18 protein-coding genes are annotated in these 17219 nt (G+C 63.6%); 16 read left to right on the forward strand and 2 right to left on the reverse strand.

Features of this window, described 5'->3' with window-relative positions:
* Position 1 precedes the first annotated feature (1 nt).
* From tsf to rpmE, 12 genes are all read left to right on the forward strand, one after another.
* Positions 2-928 (forward strand): translation elongation factor Ts, encoded by a 927-nt coding sequence (gene tsf / locus V2I08_RS14045; RefSeq protein ID WP_349635681.1) that lies wholly within the window; start codon positions 2-4, stop codon positions 926-928.
* 220 nt (positions 929-1148) lie between these two features.
* On the forward strand, positions 1149-1853 hold the full coding sequence (locus V2I08_RS14050; RefSeq protein ID WP_349635712.1) for an EF-hand domain-containing protein: 705 nt from the start codon (positions 1149-1151) through the stop codon (positions 1851-1853).
* Between the two features lie 184 nt (positions 1854-2037).
* Positions 2038-2763 carry a UMP kinase gene (gene pyrH, locus V2I08_RS14055; RefSeq protein ID WP_037472051.1) on the forward strand — a complete coding sequence of 242 codons (726 nt, stop codon included), beginning with the start codon at positions 2038-2040 and terminating at the stop codon, positions 2761-2763.
* Positions 2764-2767: 4 nt separating this feature from the next.
* Positions 2768-3325, forward strand: a complete 558-nt coding sequence (frr, locus tag V2I08_RS14060; RefSeq protein ID WP_349635682.1) for a ribosome recycling factor — start codon at positions 2768-2770, stop codon at positions 3323-3325.
* Positions 3326-3368: 43 nt separating this feature from the next.
* Entirely contained in the window at positions 3369-4109 is a 741-nt protein-coding gene (locus V2I08_RS14065; RefSeq protein ID WP_349635683.1) for an isoprenyl transferase, read from the forward strand.
* 2 nt (positions 4110-4111) lie between these two features.
* The gene (locus V2I08_RS14070; protein ID WP_349635684.1) at positions 4112-4888 is read left to right on the forward strand and encodes a phosphatidate cytidylyltransferase; all 777 of its coding nucleotides are present in this window, start codon (positions 4112-4114) and stop codon (positions 4886-4888) included.
* Entirely contained in the window at positions 4888-6048 is a 1161-nt protein-coding gene (locus V2I08_RS14075; protein WP_349635685.1) for a 1-deoxy-D-xylulose-5-phosphate reductoisomerase, read from the forward strand. Before V2I08_RS14070 ends, V2I08_RS14075 begins: the two co-directional genes overlap by 1 nt.
* Positions 6042-7175 carry an RIP metalloprotease RseP gene (gene rseP / locus V2I08_RS14080; protein ID WP_349635686.1) on the forward strand — a complete coding sequence of 378 codons (1134 nt, stop codon included), beginning with the start codon at positions 6042-6044 and terminating at the stop codon, positions 7173-7175. Before V2I08_RS14075 ends, rseP begins: the two co-directional genes overlap by 7 nt.
* 90 nt (positions 7176-7265) lie before the next feature.
* A complete protein-coding gene (gene bamA, locus V2I08_RS14085) occupies positions 7266-9929 on the forward strand; it encodes an outer membrane protein assembly factor BamA (protein WP_349635687.1) in 2664 nt (887 codons plus the stop codon).
* Positions 9929-10570 (forward strand): OmpH family outer membrane protein, encoded by a 642-nt coding sequence (locus V2I08_RS14090; protein ID WP_349635688.1) that lies wholly within the window; start codon positions 9929-9931, stop codon positions 10568-10570. Before bamA ends, V2I08_RS14090 begins: the two co-directional genes overlap by 1 nt.
* A 5-nt stretch (positions 10571-10575) precedes the next feature.
* On the forward strand, positions 10576-11052 hold the full coding sequence (gene fabZ / locus V2I08_RS14095; RefSeq protein ID WP_037476682.1) for a 3-hydroxyacyl-ACP dehydratase FabZ: 477 nt from the start codon (positions 10576-10578) through the stop codon (positions 11050-11052).
* A 136-nt stretch (positions 11053-11188) separates the two neighbouring features.
* Positions 11189-11413: a 50S ribosomal protein L31 gene (rpmE, locus tag V2I08_RS14100; RefSeq protein ID WP_037476683.1), complete on the forward strand. Its 225-nt coding sequence runs from the start codon at positions 11189-11191 to the stop codon at positions 11411-11413.
* A 169-nt stretch (positions 11414-11582) separates the two neighbouring features.
* Here rpmE and aroB read toward each other — a convergent pair whose 3' ends face one another.
* A complete protein-coding gene (gene aroB, locus V2I08_RS14105; RefSeq protein WP_349635689.1) occupies positions 11583-12689 on the reverse strand; it encodes a 3-dehydroquinate synthase in 1107 nt (368 codons plus the stop codon).
* Complete coding sequence (locus V2I08_RS14110; RefSeq protein ID WP_069066298.1) at positions 12680-13228, reverse strand: shikimate kinase; 549 nt, start codon at positions 13226-13228, stop codon at positions 12680-12682. The genes aroB and V2I08_RS14110 overlap by 10 nt, the downstream gene beginning before the upstream one ends.
* An 82-nt stretch (positions 13229-13310) precedes the next feature.
* On the opposite strand from V2I08_RS14110, the gene V2I08_RS14115 reads away from it, so the two are divergent.
* The 4 genes from V2I08_RS14115 to V2I08_RS14130 are packed head-to-tail and all read left to right on the forward strand — an operon-like array spanning position 13311 to position 17209.
* A complete protein-coding gene (locus tag V2I08_RS14115; protein WP_349635690.1) occupies positions 13311-13499 on the forward strand; it encodes a hypothetical protein in 189 nt (62 codons plus the stop codon).
* A gap of 5 nt (positions 13500-13504) precedes the next feature.
* Positions 13505-15334, forward strand: coding sequence for a hypothetical protein (locus V2I08_RS14120; RefSeq protein WP_349635691.1), 1830 nt, complete (start codon positions 13505-13507; stop codon positions 15332-15334).
* A gap of 2 nt (positions 15335-15336) precedes the next feature.
* Complete coding sequence (locus V2I08_RS14125; RefSeq protein ID WP_349635692.1) at positions 15337-16254, forward strand: tyrosine-type recombinase/integrase; 918 nt, start codon at positions 15337-15339, stop codon at positions 16252-16254.
* A 10-nt stretch (positions 16255-16264) separates the two neighbouring features.
* Complete coding sequence (locus V2I08_RS14130) at positions 16265-17209, forward strand: acetyl-CoA carboxylase carboxyltransferase subunit alpha (RefSeq protein ID WP_349635693.1); 945 nt, start codon at positions 16265-16267, stop codon at positions 17207-17209.
* The last annotated feature ends 10 nt before the right edge of the window (positions 17210-17219 follow it).

Consider the following 17219-nt stretch of genomic DNA (forward strand, 5'->3'; position numbering starts at 1 on the left):
CATGGCCGATATTACCGCCGCTTCCGTCAAGGAACTTCGCGACCGTTCGGGCGCGGGCATGATGGATTGCAAGAAGGCGCTCACCGAAGCCAATGGCGACATCGAAGCGGCAACCGATTGGCTGCGCGCCAAGGGCCTGGCCGCAGCGCAGAAGAAGTCGAGCCGCACCGCGGCCGAAGGTCTGGTCGGCGTTGCTGTCGCCGGGACCAAGGGCGTTGCTGTCGAAGTGAACAGCGAAACCGACTTCGTCGCCAAGAACGAACAGTTCCAGGATTTCGTCCGCACCGTTTCGACGATCGCGCTCGAAACCGGCGCTGCCGACGCCGAAGCGCTGTCGGCCGCTGCCTATCCATCGGGCGGCACCGTCGCTGAAAAGCTGGTCGCCAACATCGCCACCATCGGCGAGAACCAGACCGTTCGCCGCGTCGGCCATGTCGAAGTGAGCCAGGGCGTCGTCGTGCCCTACGTCCACAATGCTGCGGCACCGGGCCTGGGCAAGATCGGCGTGCTGGTCGCGCTGGAAGGCGATGCTTCGGCTGACGTAATGGAGCCTTTGGGCAAGCAGATCGCGATGCACATCGCCGCTGCCTTCCCGCTGGCGCTGGCCGCGTCGGACATTGATCCGTCGCTGCTGGAGCGAGAGCGCGCGATCGCTGCGGAAAAGGCCGCCGAATCGGGCAAGCCCGCCGAGATCGTCGCCAAGATGGTCGACGGCGCGGTGGCCAAGTTCGCCAAGGAAAATGCCCTGCTCTCGCAGTTGTTCGTGATGGACAACAAGACCCCGGTCGCCGACGTCGTTGCCAAGGCTGCCAAGGAAGCCGGCGCGTCGATCAGCCTCAAGGGCTATGTCCGCTTCCAGCTTGGCGAAGGCATCGAAAAGGAAGTCAGCGACTTCGCGGCGGAAGTCGCGGCTGCCGCTGGCGTCTGACATACGGGCGTACAGCTTGAGGCAATGAAAAGAGCGCCCTACTGGGCGCTCTTTTTTTTGGCGAGCGTCGCATCGGGCGATAGGCACCGTTGAACAGTATTCCCGCCTACGGAATTGGCATCACCGTGCCGTCTTTGCCCCAGACGTGGCTTCGGGGGCGTGCGCGGTCGGATGGCTATCCACTCGCCTGTTTCCGACTTTGGCGGAGTTTGCATTGTCGATGCGCAAAATATTGTCCGGCGCGCTAGCGTCGCTGCTATTATGGACCGCCCCCGTGCTGGCGCAGGGCGGGATGGGTGGCGATATGCAGGGCGGCGGCGCTGGCGGTGGCGGACCGCCCGGCAATATGGGCGGTCCGCGCCGACCTACGCCGCCCAAGCCGATCAAGCGCGCGCAATTCGACAAGGTCGTGACGGCGATGTTCCGGGAGGGCGACGTCAACCGCGATGGCATGATCACGATCGACGAATTGCGTAGTCTGTTCGATGCCCGGCGCGAGACCCTCATTCGTGCGCGCTTCACCAAGATCGACAGCAATCATAATGGCGCGCTGAGCTATGAGGAATTCGTCGCCTGGCAGCGGCAAATGGGTTCGGCGGCCTCGTCGGAAGTGGCCGGGACCGGGGACCGGGGCGGCCCGATCGCCGAAGTCCTTTTGCCCGATGTCGGCGATGACCCTGGCAGCATGGGGCTCGCCGCGCTCATCGAACCGCTCAGCGTCGGCCTGATTACCAACGCCAACAGCAATTATGACGCCGGGCTCTCGCTCGAAGAATTGCTCGCTTATCAGGGCAAACGGTTCGATGCGGCCGATGCCAATCATGATGGCTGGCTGACCATGGGCGAATTGCGGCCTCCGTCGCGGGGAGGCAAACGGCCACCGGGCGGTAGCGCACCACCCTGTCTGCCCGATCATCCTTGTTGATGGCGTCGCTTTAGGGGGAAGGGCGAACCAACTATCGCGTATCGGGATGATGGCAGCCACGGGACGGCGAAGGTCATCCCGCGGCGCGGCGCGATATTTGACGACAAACGCCCCTTGGCATTGGGCGCTGGGCTGACTAATGATCGCTGGCCTTTCCGCTAGCAACATGGACTCCCCACCGCCTATGACCCGGCCTGCCTACAAGCGCATCCTGTTGAAATTGTCCGGTGAAGTCCTGATGGGGCAGGGGCAGTTCGGCATCGAACCGGAAACCGTCAATCGTGTCGCAGGCGAGATTGCGGCGGCGCGTGATGCGGGATTCGAGCTGTGCGTCGTCGTGGGCGGCGGCAACATCTTCCGCGGCCTTGCGGGCGCGGCCAAGGGGTTCGACCGGACCAGTGCCGATTATATGGGCATGCTGGCCACGGTCATGAACGCGCTGGCGGTGCAGAATGCGCTGGAAAAGCTCGGCTATGATACCCGCGTCCAGTCGGCGATCCCGATGGCGTCGGTGTGCGAACCCTATATCCGGCGCAAGGCGGTGCGGCATATGGAAAAGGGCCGGATCGTCATCTTCGCGGCGGGCACCGGCAACCCCTTCTTCACGACCGACACGACCGCCGCCCTGCGGGCCGCCGAAATGAATTGCGACGCGATCTTCAAGGGCACCAGTGTCGATGGCGTCTATAATGCCGACCCCAAGAAGGTGGCCGACGCGACCCGCTATGACGAGATCAGCTTCGACCAGGTGCTGACCGATAACCTAAAGGTTATGGACGCAAGCGCCATTGCCCTTTGCCGCGAAAACAATATTCCCATCGTCGTGTTCAACATCCGCGAAACCGGCAACCTGGCGACAGTGTTGGCGGGGCAGGGCGTGGCGACGATCGTGCATAATCAGGAGCGCTGACATCATGGCCCAATATGACAAATCCGATCTGGAACGCCGCATGGCGGGTGCCGTCGAATCGCTGCGTGGCGATTTGTCCGGCCTGCGTACCGGACGTGCCAATGTGATGCTGCTCGATCCGGTCATGGTCACCGTTTATGGCGCATCCATGCCGCTCAATCAGGTGGCCACCGTATCCGCCCCCGAACCGCGCATGCTGTCGGTCCAGGTGTGGGACAAGACCAATGTCGGCCCAGTCGACAAGGCGATCCGTTCGGCAGGCCTTGGCCTCAATCCCATCACCGATGGTCAGACATTGCGCCTGCCGATCCCCGACCTGACCGAAGACCGGCGCAAGGAACTGGCCAAGCTCGCCAGCAAATATGCCGAGGGTGCACGCATCGCTGTACGCAATGTGCGTCGCGATGGCATGGACAGCCTGAAAGCCGATGAAAAGAAGGGCGAAATCAGCGAGGACGAGCGCAAGCGCCTGGAAACCGAAGTCCAGAAGCTGACCGACAGCATCATTGCCGATATCGACGCGGCATCGGCATCGAAGGAAAAGGAAATCCTCGGCCAGTAAGCCGGGGCTTTCCTTTTGTGGCCATTGCCCGCATCCTGACCTGATGGCCACGCAAGCCAAGCCCGACCTGACCAGCACCGCGCCTGCGCATGGCGCACGCCATGTCGCCATCATCATGGATGGCAATGGACGCTGGGCCAAGAAGCGCCTTCTTCCGCGCATCGCCGGCCATCGCGCCGGGGTGGAAGCGGTGCGCCGGGTCGCGCGCGCGGCCCGCGACATGGGGCTGGAATGCCTGACGCTCTACGCTTTCTCGTCCGAGAACTGGAAGCGTCCACCCAGCGAAGTGGCCGACCTGATGGGCCTGCTGCGCCACTTCATCCAGGCGGATCTGGACGAATTTCACGCCAATGGCGTCCGGCTGCGGGTGATCGGCAATTATCGCGTGCTCGACCCGTCGCTGGTCGATCTGATCGAGGCCGCCGTGACCCGTACTGCCGCCAATAGCGGCCCGGTCATCGCCATCGCGCTCAACTATGGCGCGCAGGATGAGATGGTCCGCGCGGCCCAGCACCTCGCCCGGCGCGTCGCGCTTGGCGAGATATGCGCGGAGGAGATCGGCGTGGAGACGATCGGCGCGGCGCTTGATACCGCCGATCTACCGCCGCTCGACCTGCTGATCCGCACGTCGGGCGAACAACGGCTCAGCAACTTCATGCTGTGGCAGGCGGCCTATGCCGAACTCTATTTTACCGACATGCTCTGGCCCGACTTCGATGCCGCCGAATTGGGACGTGCACTCGACGCTTTTCGTATGAGGGACCGCCGCTTCGGCGGGTTGTAAGCATGGCCAGCGAATTACGGACCCGCACCGTTGTCGGCGTCGCTTTGATTGCACTGGCGGTTGGCGCTTTGCTTTCGGGTGGTTTCCTCTTCTGGATGCTGTTGGCCGTCGCTGGCGTGCTGATGCAGGGCGAATGGGCGGAGCTGAACGGCGCGAGCGCCGAGCATCGCAAATTGTCGATGTTCGCCGTGTCGGTTCCCCTGGCGATATTCTGTCCGCTGGCGGCGGGCGTTGATGGGTTTGCCATCGGCCTGATGATTGCCGCGTTCCTCTTCGTGATGGCCGCGACGCGCGGATACAAGATTGCCTTTGGCATTTTCTATGTCTGTGTGCCGGTGATGGCCCTGCTGTTTTTGCGTGGGCAGGCGCCTAATCTTTACGGCCTGCTGCTTGCCTTCTGGGCGTTGGCGCTCGTCTGGGCGACCGACATCGGCGCTTATTTTGCGGGCCGCTCGATCGGCGGTCCCAAACTTGCGCCGCGCATCAGCCCGTCTAAAACCTGGGCGGGGTTGGCCGGGGGCGTCCTTGCCGCGTTGATTACGGGCTTCCTGCTGCATCATTTTGCTGGCCTGCCGATCCAGTTGGCGGCGGCGAGCGGCTTGCTGGCGGTGGCGGCGCAATTGGGCGATCTGTTCGAAAGCGCGATGAAGCGGCGCGCAGGGGTCAAGGATAGCGGCATGCTGCTGCCCGGCCATGGCGGGGTGATGGACCGGCTGGACGGCGTGGTGGCCGCGGCGCCGCTCGCCGCGCTGCTGTATCTGATGGTGGGACAGGCGTAATGCGGACGGTTTCGATCTTTGGCGCGACCGGGTCGGTGGGCATGTCCACGCTGGACCTCATCCAGCGCGAGCCGGATGCCTATCAGGTCGTCGCGCTGACCGCGAACAGCGACGTGACGGGGCTGGCCGAAGCCGCGAAGGCCACCGGCGCGCAGATCGCCGTGATCGGCGATGTGGCGTGCTATGATGCGCTCAAGTTCGCGCTGGCCGGGTCAGGAGTGGAGGCTGCGGCGGGCGAAGAAGCGCTCGTTGATGTCGCCGGGTCCGGGGCCGACTGGACGATGGCGTCGATCGTGGGCTGCGCCGGGCTGCGCCCCACCATGGCCGCGCTCAAGGCGGGCGGCACCGTGGCGCTGGCCAACAAGGAGTCGCTGGTATCGGCGGGCGGGCTGATGATGGAGGCGGCGCGCGCGTCCGGCGCCACATTGCTGCCGGTGGACAGCGAGCATAATGCGATATTCCAATGCCTTGCAGGCGGTAGTCTGGACGATGTCGCAAGGATCATCCTGACCGCAAGCGGCGGCCCATTCCGCACCCGCAGCCGCGCCGAGATGGCGGACATCACGCCTCAGCAGGCCGTCGCGCATCCCAACTGGTCGATGGGCGCAAAGATCAGCGTCGATAGTGCGACGATGATGAACAAGGGGCTGGAATTTATCGAGGCGGCCTATCTCTTCCCGGTCGGGCTCGATCGGATCGAGATATTGGTCCATCCCCAATCGGTCATCCATTCGATGGTCGAATATCGCGACCGATCGACCTTGGCGCAATTGGGTTCGCCCGACATGCGGATTCCGATCGCCCACGCCTTGGCCTGGCCCCGACGGATCGCCACACCCTGCCAACCACTCGATCTGGCGCGGATCGGTCGGCTCGATTTCGAAGCGCCCGACCCGGAACGCTTCCCCGCGCTGCGCCTCGCGCGGCAGGCGGCCGAGGCGGGCGGGGCCGTTCCGGCCATCCTGAACGCCGCCAACGAAGTCGCGGTGGCCGCTTTTCTTTCCGGGGGCGTCCGTTTCCTTGATATCGCCATGATTGTGGAGGAAGTGTTGACCCGCTATAGCGCGCCTGCGCCTCATGCTATCGCGGATGTGCTGGCGGCGGATGCAGGTGCGCGCGTCATGGCGGGCCAAGTGATGGAAAGATTGACGGCTTGTTAGAAAATCCCGGTTTCCTGCTGACCGTTCTCGCTTTCGTCGCGGTCATAGGGCCGCTCGTCTTCGTGCATGAGTTCGGCCATTATATCGTCGGACGCTGGTGCGGGGTGAAGGCGGAGGCTTTTTCCATCGGCTTTGGCCCCGAACTATTGGCCTGGGTGGACAAGCGCGGCACGCGCTGGCGGCTCGCAGCGCTGCCGCTGGGCGGCTATGTCCGTTTCAAGGGCGACATGAACGCGGCGAGCCAAACCGATCCGGCCTGGCTCGAAATGTCCGCGCAGGATCGCGCGGAAAGCTTTCCTGCCAAGCCTGTATGGCAGCGCGCGGCCATTGTCGCGGCGGGGCCTGCGGTCAATTTCCTGTTCGCCATCTTGCTGCTCGGCGGCCTTGCCTATTGGAAGGGCGATCCGGTCAGCCCGCCCGTGGTGCAGCAGATCGCGCCCGCGTCGGCCGCGGAAAAAGCAGGCTTGCGCCCCGGCGACCGCATCGTGTCGATCATGGGGCGTCAGATTGACAGCTTTACCGACATCGCGCCGATCGTGCGGCTGCGTCCGGGTGAAGTCCTGCCTTATGTCATCGAACGGGATGGTCAGCGCACCGCCATGACGATCGCTGCGGACGAGCGGATCGAAAAGGATCGGTTCGGCAATATCTTCCGCCTCGGCCAGTTGGGCGTGATGTCCGACAAGGTCGAATTTCGCCAGATTGCCCTGTGGGAAATCCCGGTAATCGGCACGGTGCGTACGGGCCAGATATTCGTGTCCGCCATGGACGGTCTTGGCCAGATCATCACGGGTCGCCGGTCCGTCAAGGAACTGGGCGGGCCGCTCAAGATCGCGGACGTATCCGGTCAGGCCGCGATGATGGGCCTTGTGGGATTTCTGACCTTCATGGCGCTTATCTCGATTAACTTGGGGTTCATCAACTTGTTGCCAATCCCGATGCTGGACGGCGGGCATCTGCTTTTTTACGGCATAGAGGCGGTGCAGCGGCGGCCGGTCAGTCCGCAGGTGCAGGAATGGGCCTATCGATCGGGTCTGGCGCTGCTGATGATGGTGATGGTGCTGGTGACTTTCAACGATTTGTCGTCTTTCGGGCTTTGGAAAAGCCTGTCCGGCTTGATCGGTTGACGCGCATCGGGCAGGGAAGCCCGGTTTGGCGACGTCTGTTGCGGCGGAAACAATATTTTTCGAGTTTTTGAGGTGATGCGGGTGACAGCGATGAACAGCAGCAAGAGGCAGCGCCCGGCCGTGGTCGCCCTGTTGGCAACGACGATGATCGCTGGTCTTTCAGCGATGCCAGCCATGGCGCAGGATGCCGCGGCACCCGTGCCCGTGGTTGCGCCCGCGTCGCTGCCCGCAGCGCAGGGCACGATCAGCAGCATCACCGTCACGGGCACGCAGCGGCTCGAATCCGGCACCGTCCTCTCCTACACCAAGCTGCGCGTAGGCCAGCCCTACAGTCAGGAAAGCCTGGATCAGGGCTTGCGCGACCTGTACGAAACCGAACTGTTTGCTGACGTCCAGATTCGTAACGACAATGGTGCCTTGACCGTCGAGGTGAAAGAAAATCCGGTCATCAACCGCATCGTGCTGGAAGGCAATAAGCGGTTGAAGGACGACAAGATCCGGCCGGAAATCAAGCTCGCCCCGCGCCAGATTTATACCCGCTCCAAGGTCCGCGCCGACGTCGCCCGGATCGTCGAACTCTATCGCCGCCAGGGGCGTTTTGCCGCCACGATCGAACCCAAGCTGGTGCAGCTTGACCAGAATCGTGTCGATATCGTCTATGAGATCAGTGAAGGGCCAAAGTCCAAGGTCCGCCAGATCAACATCATCGGCAACGAAAAGTTCAAGGACGGCGCGCTGCGCAGCCAGATGGTGACCAAGCAGTCGCGCTGGTTCCGCCTCTTTTCGTCGGGCACCAGCTATGATCCCGATCGTCTGGCCTATGACCAGCAGAAACTGCGCCAATATTATCTGACCGAAGGCTATGCGGATTTTCGCGTGATTTCGGCCGTCGCGGAGCTGACGCCCGACAAGCAGGACTTCATCATCACCTATGTGGTGGAAGAAGGGGATCGCTACAAATTTGGCGATGTGAAGGTCGAATCCGATATTCGCGACCTGTCGGGTGATGGCCTGACCAAGCGGCTGCCGATGAAGAAGGGCGATTGGTATAACGCCAAGCAGGTCGAAGATACGGTCGATACGCTGAGCGAGACGGCCGGCCTGTTCGGCTATGCTTTTGCCGATGTGTCGCCCGACTTCAATCGCGACAAGGACACGCTGACGATGGGGATCGACTTCCGCATCGCCAACGCGCCGCGCGTCTATGTCGAGCGCGTCGACATCAACGGCAATACGCTGACGCAGGATAAGGTCGTGCGCCGCGAATTTCGTCTGGCCGAAGGCGATGCGTTCAACAGCTTCCTGGTCAAGCGCTCAAAGGACCGCATCAATTCCCTGGGCTATTTCCAGGAGAAGCTGGACGTCGAGCAGAAGCCGGGTTCCGCGCCCGACCGCATCGTCCTCGAAACCAACGTGCAGGAAAAATCGACCGGCGAATTGTCGCTGTCGGCCGGTTTCTCGTCGCTGGAACGCTTCATCGTGTCGGCGTCGATCACGCAGCGCAACTTCCGTGGCAAGGGCCAGGAACTGCGCACCTCGGTCAACTATTCGGCCTATTCCAAGTCGATCGAACTGGGTTTCACTGAACCCTATTTCATGGACAAGAATATCGCGCTGGGCGGCGACATCTACCGGCGCGACCTTAACAGCTTCCGCTATCTGACCAATCAGACGCGCGACACCACCTATCAGAATACGTCGACGGGTTTCCAGCTCCGGGCCGGTGTGCCGATCACGGAATATATGTCGCTGGCCCTGCGCTATCAGTTGAATTTCGATGATACGACGCTGGATGAAGGCACCTATTATTCGGACACCAATGGCGATGGCACGATCGAGTGCGATCCCTTGCTCGCGGGACGCTATCTTTGCGATGCCATCGGCAAGCGGACGACATCGTCGCTTGGCTATTCTTTGATCTATGACACGCGCGACAACCGTATCCGCCCGACGCGCGGCCACAATGTCGTGCTGAGCCAGGACTTTGCGGGACTGGGCGGCAACGTCAAATATATCAAGACGCGCATCAACGGCTCCAAATTCTTCCCGCTGGGTGGCGGCTTCATCTTCTCGGTTTCGGGTGAAGGCGGCTATATCCACAGCCTGGAAGGCGAACGACGCGATGCGACCGGCAATCTGGTCGAAAAGGTCCGGCTGGTCGATCGCTTCTTCCTGGGCGAACCGCAGTTCCGCGGTTTCGACATTCGCGGCGTTGGTCCGCGCGTCATCCGTCGCTTCTATAATGCGACGGTGACCGATGGCACGGTGACCGGGGTGGAAACCACGGGCCGCAACAATCGCACGGATGACGCGCTCGGCGGCAAGATCTATTATCTGACCCGTGCTGAAATCGAGATTCCGCTGGGCTCCGGTGCGCGTGAAATGGGACTGCGTCCGTCGATCTTCATGGATGCTGGCGCGGTGGCGGGCCTCAAGTCTCCAGGCCTGATCAACGGAAACGGCCAGTTTGCAGGCAATTGCTTCGCCACCAATCTGCCAACGGTTCGTGCCACGGGCACGGCTGCTGCGCCGGTCTGTCCCGCCAACTATGTCGGGGCGGACGGCTTCCAGGTATCCGGGGGATTTGTGGAACAGTTCCTCGGCGACACGCTCAAACCCCGTCTGTCGGTGGGCTTCGGTGTGAACTGGAACTCGCCCTTCGGCCCGTTCCGTATCGATATCGCCAGGGCGTTGCTCAAGGAACCAGGGGACGACGACAAACTCATTACCTTCAACGTAGGGACTCAATTCTGATGAAGACCATTTTCAAGGCCGCCGCGCTTGCTCTTGCGCCCATGACTGCGATTGCGCTGACCGCCATGCCGGCCGTTGCCCAGACCAAGTCGGGCATTGCCGTCGTTGATCTGGAAGAAGCCGTTGCCAAGAGCACGGCCTACACCACCGCGATCAGCCAGATGCAGACGACCTACAAGCCGCAGATCGACGCGCTCAACACGCGCCGCACCGCCATCGAGGCGGATCTCAAGACCAAGGGCGACGCGCTCCAGGCCGCATTGACGGCGGCGGGCAACAAGCCGACCCCGGCGATTGAAACCCAGTATCAGCAATATCAGCAGACACAGCAGACCGCGCAGGCCGAACTGCAACGCATGGGGCAGCCGATCGCCATCGCGCGCGCCTATGTCGAGGAACAGCTTGTTGCCAAGCTTGACGATGCGCTGAAGGCGGCAACGGCCAAGACCAAGTCGGAAATCGTGTTCAAGAAGGCCGCGACCGAGAGTTTCGGCGCGGGTGCCGACATCACGGCTGCAGTGACCACCGAACTTAATGCGCTGGTCCCCAGCGTGTCGATCACCCCGCCCGCCGGTTGGCAGCCCGGTGGTCGCCAGGCAGCGCCCGCCGCTGCCCCGGCGCAGGCTCCCAAGTCGCGCTGATAAGAATGACGGGAGAGGTTGAAACGACCGCGCTTGGCCCGATGGATGTCCGTCGGGTCATGGCTGCGCTGCCGCATCGCTATCCGATGTTGCTGATTGATCGCGTGGTATCGCTGGTGCCCAACCAGTCGATCCACGCTATCAAGGCGGTATCGGTGAACGAACCCTTTTTCCAAGGGCATTTCCCGACCCGGCCGATCATGCCGGGCGTGCTGATCGTTGAAGCGATGGCGCAGGCGGCAGGGGTGCTTGCCGTGGAATCGATGCAACTCGCCGATACCGGCAAGCTCGTCTATTTCATGAGCATTGACGGTGCGAAGTTCCGTTCGCCGGTGGAGCCGGGCTGCCTGCTCGACCTGCATGTCGAAGTGACGCAGAATCGCGGCGCGATCTGCAAGTTCAGCGGCAAGGCGATGATCGGTGACAAGCTGGCGGCAGAAGCGCAGTTCGTCGCGATGATCGCCGATCCGCCAAAGGATTGACACTGTCTTCAATCCTCCCCTGCAAGGGGAGGGTAAGGTTACCCTTGCCAAGGCGCGCCGAACCCGCTAACGGCGCGCCTTCGCTATTTGCAGCATCCACAGCCGGTCGGAACCGGCACATACGGAGCGTTACGCCATGAAGGCCAATACCCACCCCGACTACCACATGATCACCGTGCAGATGACCGACGGCACGACCTTCCAGACCCGCTCGACCTGGGGCAAGGAAGGCGACACGTTGGCGCTCGACATCGACCCCAAGTCGCACCCGGCCTGGACCGGTGGCAACCGTCAGATGGACACTGGTGGCCAGGTGGCACGCTTCAACAAGCGTTTCGGTGGTCTGACGCTGAAGAAGTAATCGGCCTTCGATGGTTGAACGAAAAGGGCACCCTGCGGGGTGCCCTTTTTGGTTTGGGAAGAGAGGTTCCGTTCGCTTCGAGCGAAGTCGAGAAGCGGCAAGCGCGGTGCGGGCGTTTCTCGACTACGCTCGAAACGAACGGGGATAACAGAGGGGCAGGCGCGGGGCGTTACCCCGCCCGATCCGCATCGAGAAACGCGGCCACATCGTCCAGCACGACATCCTTAGATAGAAATGTCTGGCCGATGCCGCGCGCCAGCAGGAAGGGCAGGGTGCCCGCCGCCATCTTCTTGTCGTGCAGCATATGGCCCACCAATGCTGCGCCATCGGCGGTGACATGTGCGGTCGTGAGGTCGTGGGGCAAACCCACCGACCGCAGATGCGCGGTCACCCGGTCGGCATCCGCCTGTGGGCACAGGCCAAGCCGTGCCGAATAGCGGAAGGCCAGCGCCATGCCCGCCGCGACACCTTCGCCATGCAGCAGCGTGTCGGAAAAGCCGGTATCCGCCTCCAGCGCATGGCCGAATGTGTGGCCAAGGTTGAGCAGCGCGCGGCGACCCGATGTCTCGCGCTCGTCATCGGCGACGATCGCCGCCTTGGCGCGGACGCTCCGTTCGATCGCATAGGTCCGCGCGGTGGGATCGCCCGCCAGCAGGTCACCGGCATGCGCCTCGCACCAGGCGAAGAAGGCGGGGTCGTCGATCAGGCCATATTTGACGACTTCGGCATAGCCCGCACGGGTCTCGCGCGGCGGCAGGCTATCGAGCGTCGAAGGATCGATCAGCACCAAAGCGGGCTGATAGAAGCTGCCGACCAGATTCTTGCCCGCCCGCGTATTGATCGCGGTCTTGCCGCCGACCGATGAATCCACCTGCGCTAGCAAGGTGGTCGGCACCTGGATGAAGTGGCAGCCGCGCTTGAGAATCGAGGCGGCAAAGCCGACCAGATCGCCGATCACGCCGCCGCCCAGCGCCACGACATGGTCGCCGCGCTCGATCTCCAGCGCCAGCAGCGCGTCGAGCAATTGCTCCAGATGCCGCCAGCTCTTGGTCTGTTCGCCCGGCGGCAGGATGATCGGTTCGGCCATGATGCCCGCCGCCCGCAGGCTGGCGTCCAGCCGTGGCAGTTGCGCCGCCGCGACATGCGCATCGGTGACGACCACCAGCCGCCCCTTGCGGGCATAAGGGCTAAGGATCGCGCCCGCGCGATCAAGCGCGCCCTGTTCAATCGGGATGTCGTAACTGCGCGCGCCCAGCGCGACCTGCACTATTGCCATGCCGTCAATTGCTCCATGATGCGTTCGACCGTCACTTCATGCGGCGCGGCGACGCTTTTGACGTGGATGGGGGCGAGCGCATAGATGGGATTGCGCACCGCCGTCAGTTCGGTCAGCACCGTGCGCGGATCGCGATCCTTGAGCAGCGGCCGCCCTTCACGCCGCGAAACCCGGTCCACCAGCACGTCGATGTCGGCATCCAGCCAGATTGCGGTCGCCTGTTCCAGGATCAATGCGCGGGTGTCCTCCTGCATGAAAGCACCCCCGCCGGTCGCGATCACCTTGGGCGCGCCATCCATCAGCCTTGCGATCACCCGCCGCTCGCCATCGCGAAAATAGGCTTCGTCATAGCGGGCGAATATCTCGCTCACGCTCATGCCCGCCGCCTTTTCGATTTCCTCGTCGGCATCGACGAACGCCAGCCCCAGCCGCGCCGCGAGCCGCCGCCCGACCGTCGATTTGCCCACGCCCATCATCCCCACCAGGACGATGGGACCGCGCCGGTCGACGGATGGGGGGAATTTGCTGTTTCGCTGCATGCCGAGCGGGGCTATACAGCCCCCCGTCACAGAGGCAAATCGCATCTTTTGCTCGTCGCCCGGCTCAGCCGCAGAAGGACACATGAAGAAAAATCGCAATTTCAGCAGTTTTGAAGGCAGCAGCCGCCGCCGTGGCACCAACTTGCCAATCCTGCCCATCGCCATCGTCCTGCTCTTGGTCCTTCTGCTCGCCTTCTTCTGGTCGCGCGGGGGCGAACAGCCGCAGGCGCAGGTTGAAAAGGCCATCCCCGCCGAGAAGCTGGGCCAGTAAGGCATATGCCGGTCAAGGGGGGCACGTCTAAAAGGAGCAGAGCGAAATGGGCGCTGGGCAGTTTCGCTCTGGCGCTGGCTTTGCCGGTGGTGGCGCAACAGGCACCCGAATCGCTTTTGCCGCCAGGCTTTGGCGACGCGCCTGAAGCGCCCCCGCCTGCGCCGCCCCCGGTGCGCCCCGCACCTGGAACGCCCGCCGCACCATCGCTGCCAAGCTTTATCCCGGTCATACCCCCGGACCCGTCGCTACTGCCCGAAGCGGCCAACGTCGCGGCCGAAGAAGAGATGACGCCCGAAGAACTGGCGGCGGAGAAGGCCAAATATGACCTGCCCGACACCGCTCGCCGCTCTCTTGCCCGTATCGGCCCGTTGACGCCGCAGACGCGCGGGCTGGAGCCGGATGCGTTCGGCAATCAATCGGGCAAATTCCTCACTGCACTGATGAAAGAGACGCACGCGCCGATCATATCGCGCTGGGCGTCGATCCTGCTGCGGCGAACGCTGTTGTCGGCGACGGATACGCCAGGCGATATCGACGGAGCCGACTGGGTGGCCGAGCGTGCCTGGCTGCTGTTGCGCATGGGGGAGGCGGACAGCGCCCGGACCATGGTGCAAAGCGTCGATCCCGATCGCTACACCCCGCGCCTCTACGCCGTTGCCATGCAGGCCTATCTTGGCAGCGCCGATCCGGCCGGGCTTTGCCCTTTGTCGGAAGGCGCGCTGCGGGTCAGCAAGGAACCCGGTTGGGACATGACGCGAGCCATATGTGCTGCCCTGTCCGGGGACCAGGGAACGGCAAGTGGCGCGCTCAATCAGGCGCAGCGCCGCGGCACGGTGCGGGGGATTGATTACCGACTGGCGGAAAAAGTTGTCGGAACGGGCTTTAATGCGCGCCGGTCGGTGAAGATCGAATGGGACACGGTCAGTCAATTGACCGCCTGGCGCTTTGGCCTGGCAACGGCGCTCAACGTCGAAATCCCCGATGCGCTTTATGGCACCGTCGGGCCGCACGTCCGCGCCTGGGAAGCGCGCGCGCCAGCCCTGAGCGCGGTGCGGCGGCGACCCGGCGTCGAAATCGCGTCACGCCTCGGCGTATTGTCCAGCGAAGCACTCGTCGGCTTTTATGGCCAGATGGCGACCGATGGTGACGTGCCTGCCGATATGGCTGATCGGATTGAAGCATTACGGTCCGCTCATGCCGGCGCGACTGTGGGCAATCGCATTGGTGCCATGCAGCGGCTGTGGCGTGACAATGATGCGCCCGACTATGTCGGCCTGATCACGACAGCACGGGCGGCCGCCGCGCTGCCGGTCGCACAGGCCGATGCGCGCGATGCCGCCAATCTGGTCGCGTCGATGCTGACGGCAGGCTATGATCGTAATGCCGCGCGATGGGCGCGGGCGCTGGGCCAAATGAACGGCGACGGTGCGGCCCAATTCTGGGGACTGCTCGCAGTTGGTGCGCCTAGCCCCGTGGTGGATATAAACAACGGCCGCATATCGACCTATATTGGCGAGGCGGGACAAGAAAAAGGCCGGATGCTGATCGCGGCGCTGGCAGGCCTTGCGCGACTATCGGCCGACGATGCCGCATCGTTGGCGCAGGATAATGGGGTGACGCTCGCCGCCAACAGCCGCTGGGCGCGCGCGATCGGCGCAGCGGCGCAGCGTGGCGAGAAGGCGACCGTCGCCTTGCTCGCGGCTGTCGGTATGCAGGGGCGCGACTGGCGCCGCCTGCCACCGGCCCATCTCTATCATGTCGTCGCCGCGCTTCATCGTGTCGGGCTGGACCCCGAAGCGCGGATGATCGCGGCGGAGGCGATCAGCCGGACCTGACGATGGCGGAGGATGACGCCCTGATCGACCGCTTTCTGGAAATGATGGCGGCGGAACGTGGTGCGTCGCGCAACACGCTGCTGGCCTATCGCGCCGACCTGAACGGTGCGGCTGCCATCGTCGGCGGTCTGGTGGCGGCGAGCAAGGAGCGACTGGGCGACCTCGCCGGGGCGTGGGCAGCACTCGCCGCCTCGTCGGTTGCGCGCAAATCCTCGGCCCTGCGCGCCTTCTACGCCTTTCTCGAAGAGGAAGGGCTGCGCTTCGATAACCCCGCCTCAGCGCTTCCCCGTCCGGTGACACGCCGATCCCTGCCCAAGATATTGTCGACCGCCGAGGTCGATTCGCTTTTCGCGCTGATCGACGAGCGGTTAGCGGTCCCTCATCCTGCGCCGCACGATCGGCGGTTGTCCGCGCTGATCGAACTGCTCTATGGGTCGGGCCTCCGCGCGACCGAACTGGTGTCGCTGCCGCGCCGCGCGCTGGCGTCAGATCGGCCCTTCCTGATCCTCAAGGGCAAGGGCGGGCGGGAGCGGCTGGTGCCCATTTCCGATCGCGCCCGTGCTGCCGTTGCGACTTGGCTGACCCATGTACCGCTCGACAGTCCCTGGCTCTTTCCCTCCGGCAAATCCTATCTCAGCCGAATCCGCCTCTATCAACTGGTCAAGGCGTTGGCCGCCGCTGCGGGCATCGCGCCCGAACGGGTCAGCCCCCATGTGCTGCGCCATGCCTTCGCCACCCATTTGCTGGAGGGCGGGGCGGATCTGCGCGCATTGCAATCGATGCTGGGCCATGCCGACATCGGCACCACGCAAATCTACACCCATGTCGACAGCCGTCGCCTGATCGAATTGGTCAACAGCCGCCATCCGCTGGCGACGATGGCGCAACGCTGCGTTGACGAGGACGCGCCGCCGCCCTAACGCCTGCGCCATGGTTAGCTTTCTGGAATTTGAAAAGCCGATCGCCGAGCTGGAGGCGCGCATTGTCGAATTGCGCGCCACGGCGAGCGCGGGCGACATCGACATTGGCGGCGAAATCGCGACGCTGGAGCAGCGCGCGGCGAGGATGCTGGGCGATACCTACGCCCGGCTGACGCCATGGCAGAAGACGCAGGTCGCGCGCCATGCCGAACGGCCGCATTTCAAGGATTATGTCGCCGGGCTGTTCGACAATTTCATGCCGCTGGCGGGCGACCGCGCCTTCTCTGACGATCAGGCGATCGTCGGCGGGTTCGCTACATTGGGCGATCGGCGACTGATGGTCATCGGCCATGAAAAGGGCGATGATACCGCCAGCCGCGTGCGGCATAATTTCGGCATGGCCAAGCCCGAAGGCTATCGCAAGGCGATCCGCCTGATGGAACTGGCCGATCGCTTTGGCCTGCCCGTCGTCACGCTGGTCGATACGTCGGGTGCCTTTCCGGGCGTGCAGGCTGAAGAGCGTGGTCAGGCCGAGGCGATCGCACGCTCGACCGAAGCCTGCCTCAAATTGGGCGTGCCGATGGTCGCGGCCGTGGTCGGTGAAGGCGGATCGGGTGGCGCGATCGCGCTGGCAGCCGCGAATCGGGTGCTGATGTTCGAACATGCGGTCTATTCGGTGATTTCGCCCGAAGGCTGCGCCTCGATCCTGTGGCGCACGGCGGCCAAGGCCAGCGAAGCGGCGACGGCGATGCAGGTCACGGCCCAGCATCTCAAGGCGCTGGGCGTTATTGACCGGATCGTGCCGGAACCGATGGGCGGCGCGCATCGCGACCCGGTGCAGGCCATCGCCAATCTGGGAACGGCGATCGAGGCGGAACTGGATTCGTTATCGACCATGGATGCCGACGCGCTGCGCACCGACCGGGCTGATAAATTTCTTGCTATAGGCGCTTGAACCCACGTCT

This window comes from Sphingobium sp. MK2 (genome assembly GCF_040170545.1).
Classification (GTDB): domain Bacteria; phylum Pseudomonadota; class Alphaproteobacteria; order Sphingomonadales; family Sphingomonadaceae; genus Sphingobium.

What these genes read in the sequence shown, in the direction of transcription:
- frr (WP_349635682.1), top strand. Translation starts at nt 2,768, where the DNA reads ATGGCCCAATATGACAAATCCGATCTGGAACGCCGCATGGCGGGTGCC.
- V2I08_RS14120 (WP_349635691.1), top strand. Translation starts at nt 13,505, where the DNA reads ATGCCGGTCAAGGGGGGCACGTCTAAAAGGAGCAGAGCGAAATGGGCG.
- V2I08_RS14110 (WP_069066298.1), bottom strand. Translation starts at nt 13,228, where the DNA reads ATGCAGCGAAACAGCAAATTCCCCCCATCCGTCGACCGGCGCGGTCCC.
- V2I08_RS14115 (WP_349635690.1), top strand. Translation starts at nt 13,311, where the DNA reads ATGAAGAAAAATCGCAATTTCAGCAGTTTTGAAGGCAGCAGCCGCCGC.
- rpmE (WP_037476683.1), top strand. Translation starts at nt 11,189, where the DNA reads ATGAAGGCCAATACCCACCCCGACTACCACATGATCACCGTGCAGATG.
- aroB (WP_349635689.1), bottom strand. Translation starts at nt 12,689, where the DNA reads ATGGCAATAGTGCAGGTCGCGCTGGGCGCGCGCAGTTACGACATCCCG.
- V2I08_RS14070 (WP_349635684.1), top strand. Translation starts at nt 4,112, where the DNA reads ATGGCCAGCGAATTACGGACCCGCACCGTTGTCGGCGTCGCTTTGATT.
- V2I08_RS14130 (WP_349635693.1), top strand. Translation starts at nt 16,265, where the DNA reads ATGGTTAGCTTTCTGGAATTTGAAAAGCCGATCGCCGAGCTGGAGGCG.
- V2I08_RS14075 (WP_349635685.1), top strand. Translation starts at nt 4,888, where the DNA reads ATGCGGACGGTTTCGATCTTTGGCGCGACCGGGTCGGTGGGCATGTCC.
- V2I08_RS14125 (WP_349635692.1), top strand. Translation starts at nt 15,337, where the DNA reads ATGGCGGAGGATGACGCCCTGATCGACCGCTTTCTGGAAATGATGGCG.
- fabZ (WP_037476682.1), top strand. Translation starts at nt 10,576, where the DNA reads ATGACGGGAGAGGTTGAAACGACCGCGCTTGGCCCGATGGATGTCCGT.
- V2I08_RS14050 (WP_349635712.1), top strand. Translation starts at nt 1,149, where the DNA reads ATGCGCAAAATATTGTCCGGCGCGCTAGCGTCGCTGCTATTATGGACC.
- V2I08_RS14065 (WP_349635683.1), top strand. Translation starts at nt 3,369, where the DNA reads ATGGCCACGCAAGCCAAGCCCGACCTGACCAGCACCGCGCCTGCGCAT.
- tsf (WP_349635681.1), top strand. Translation starts at nt 2, where the DNA reads ATGGCCGATATTACCGCCGCTTCCGTCAAGGAACTTCGCGACCGTTCG.
- bamA (WP_349635687.1), top strand. Translation starts at nt 7,266, where the DNA reads ATGAACAGCAGCAAGAGGCAGCGCCCGGCCGTGGTCGCCCTGTTGGCA.
- V2I08_RS14090 (WP_349635688.1), top strand. Translation starts at nt 9,929, where the DNA reads ATGAAGACCATTTTCAAGGCCGCCGCGCTTGCTCTTGCGCCCATGACT.
- pyrH (WP_037472051.1), top strand. Translation starts at nt 2,038, where the DNA reads ATGACCCGGCCTGCCTACAAGCGCATCCTGTTGAAATTGTCCGGTGAA.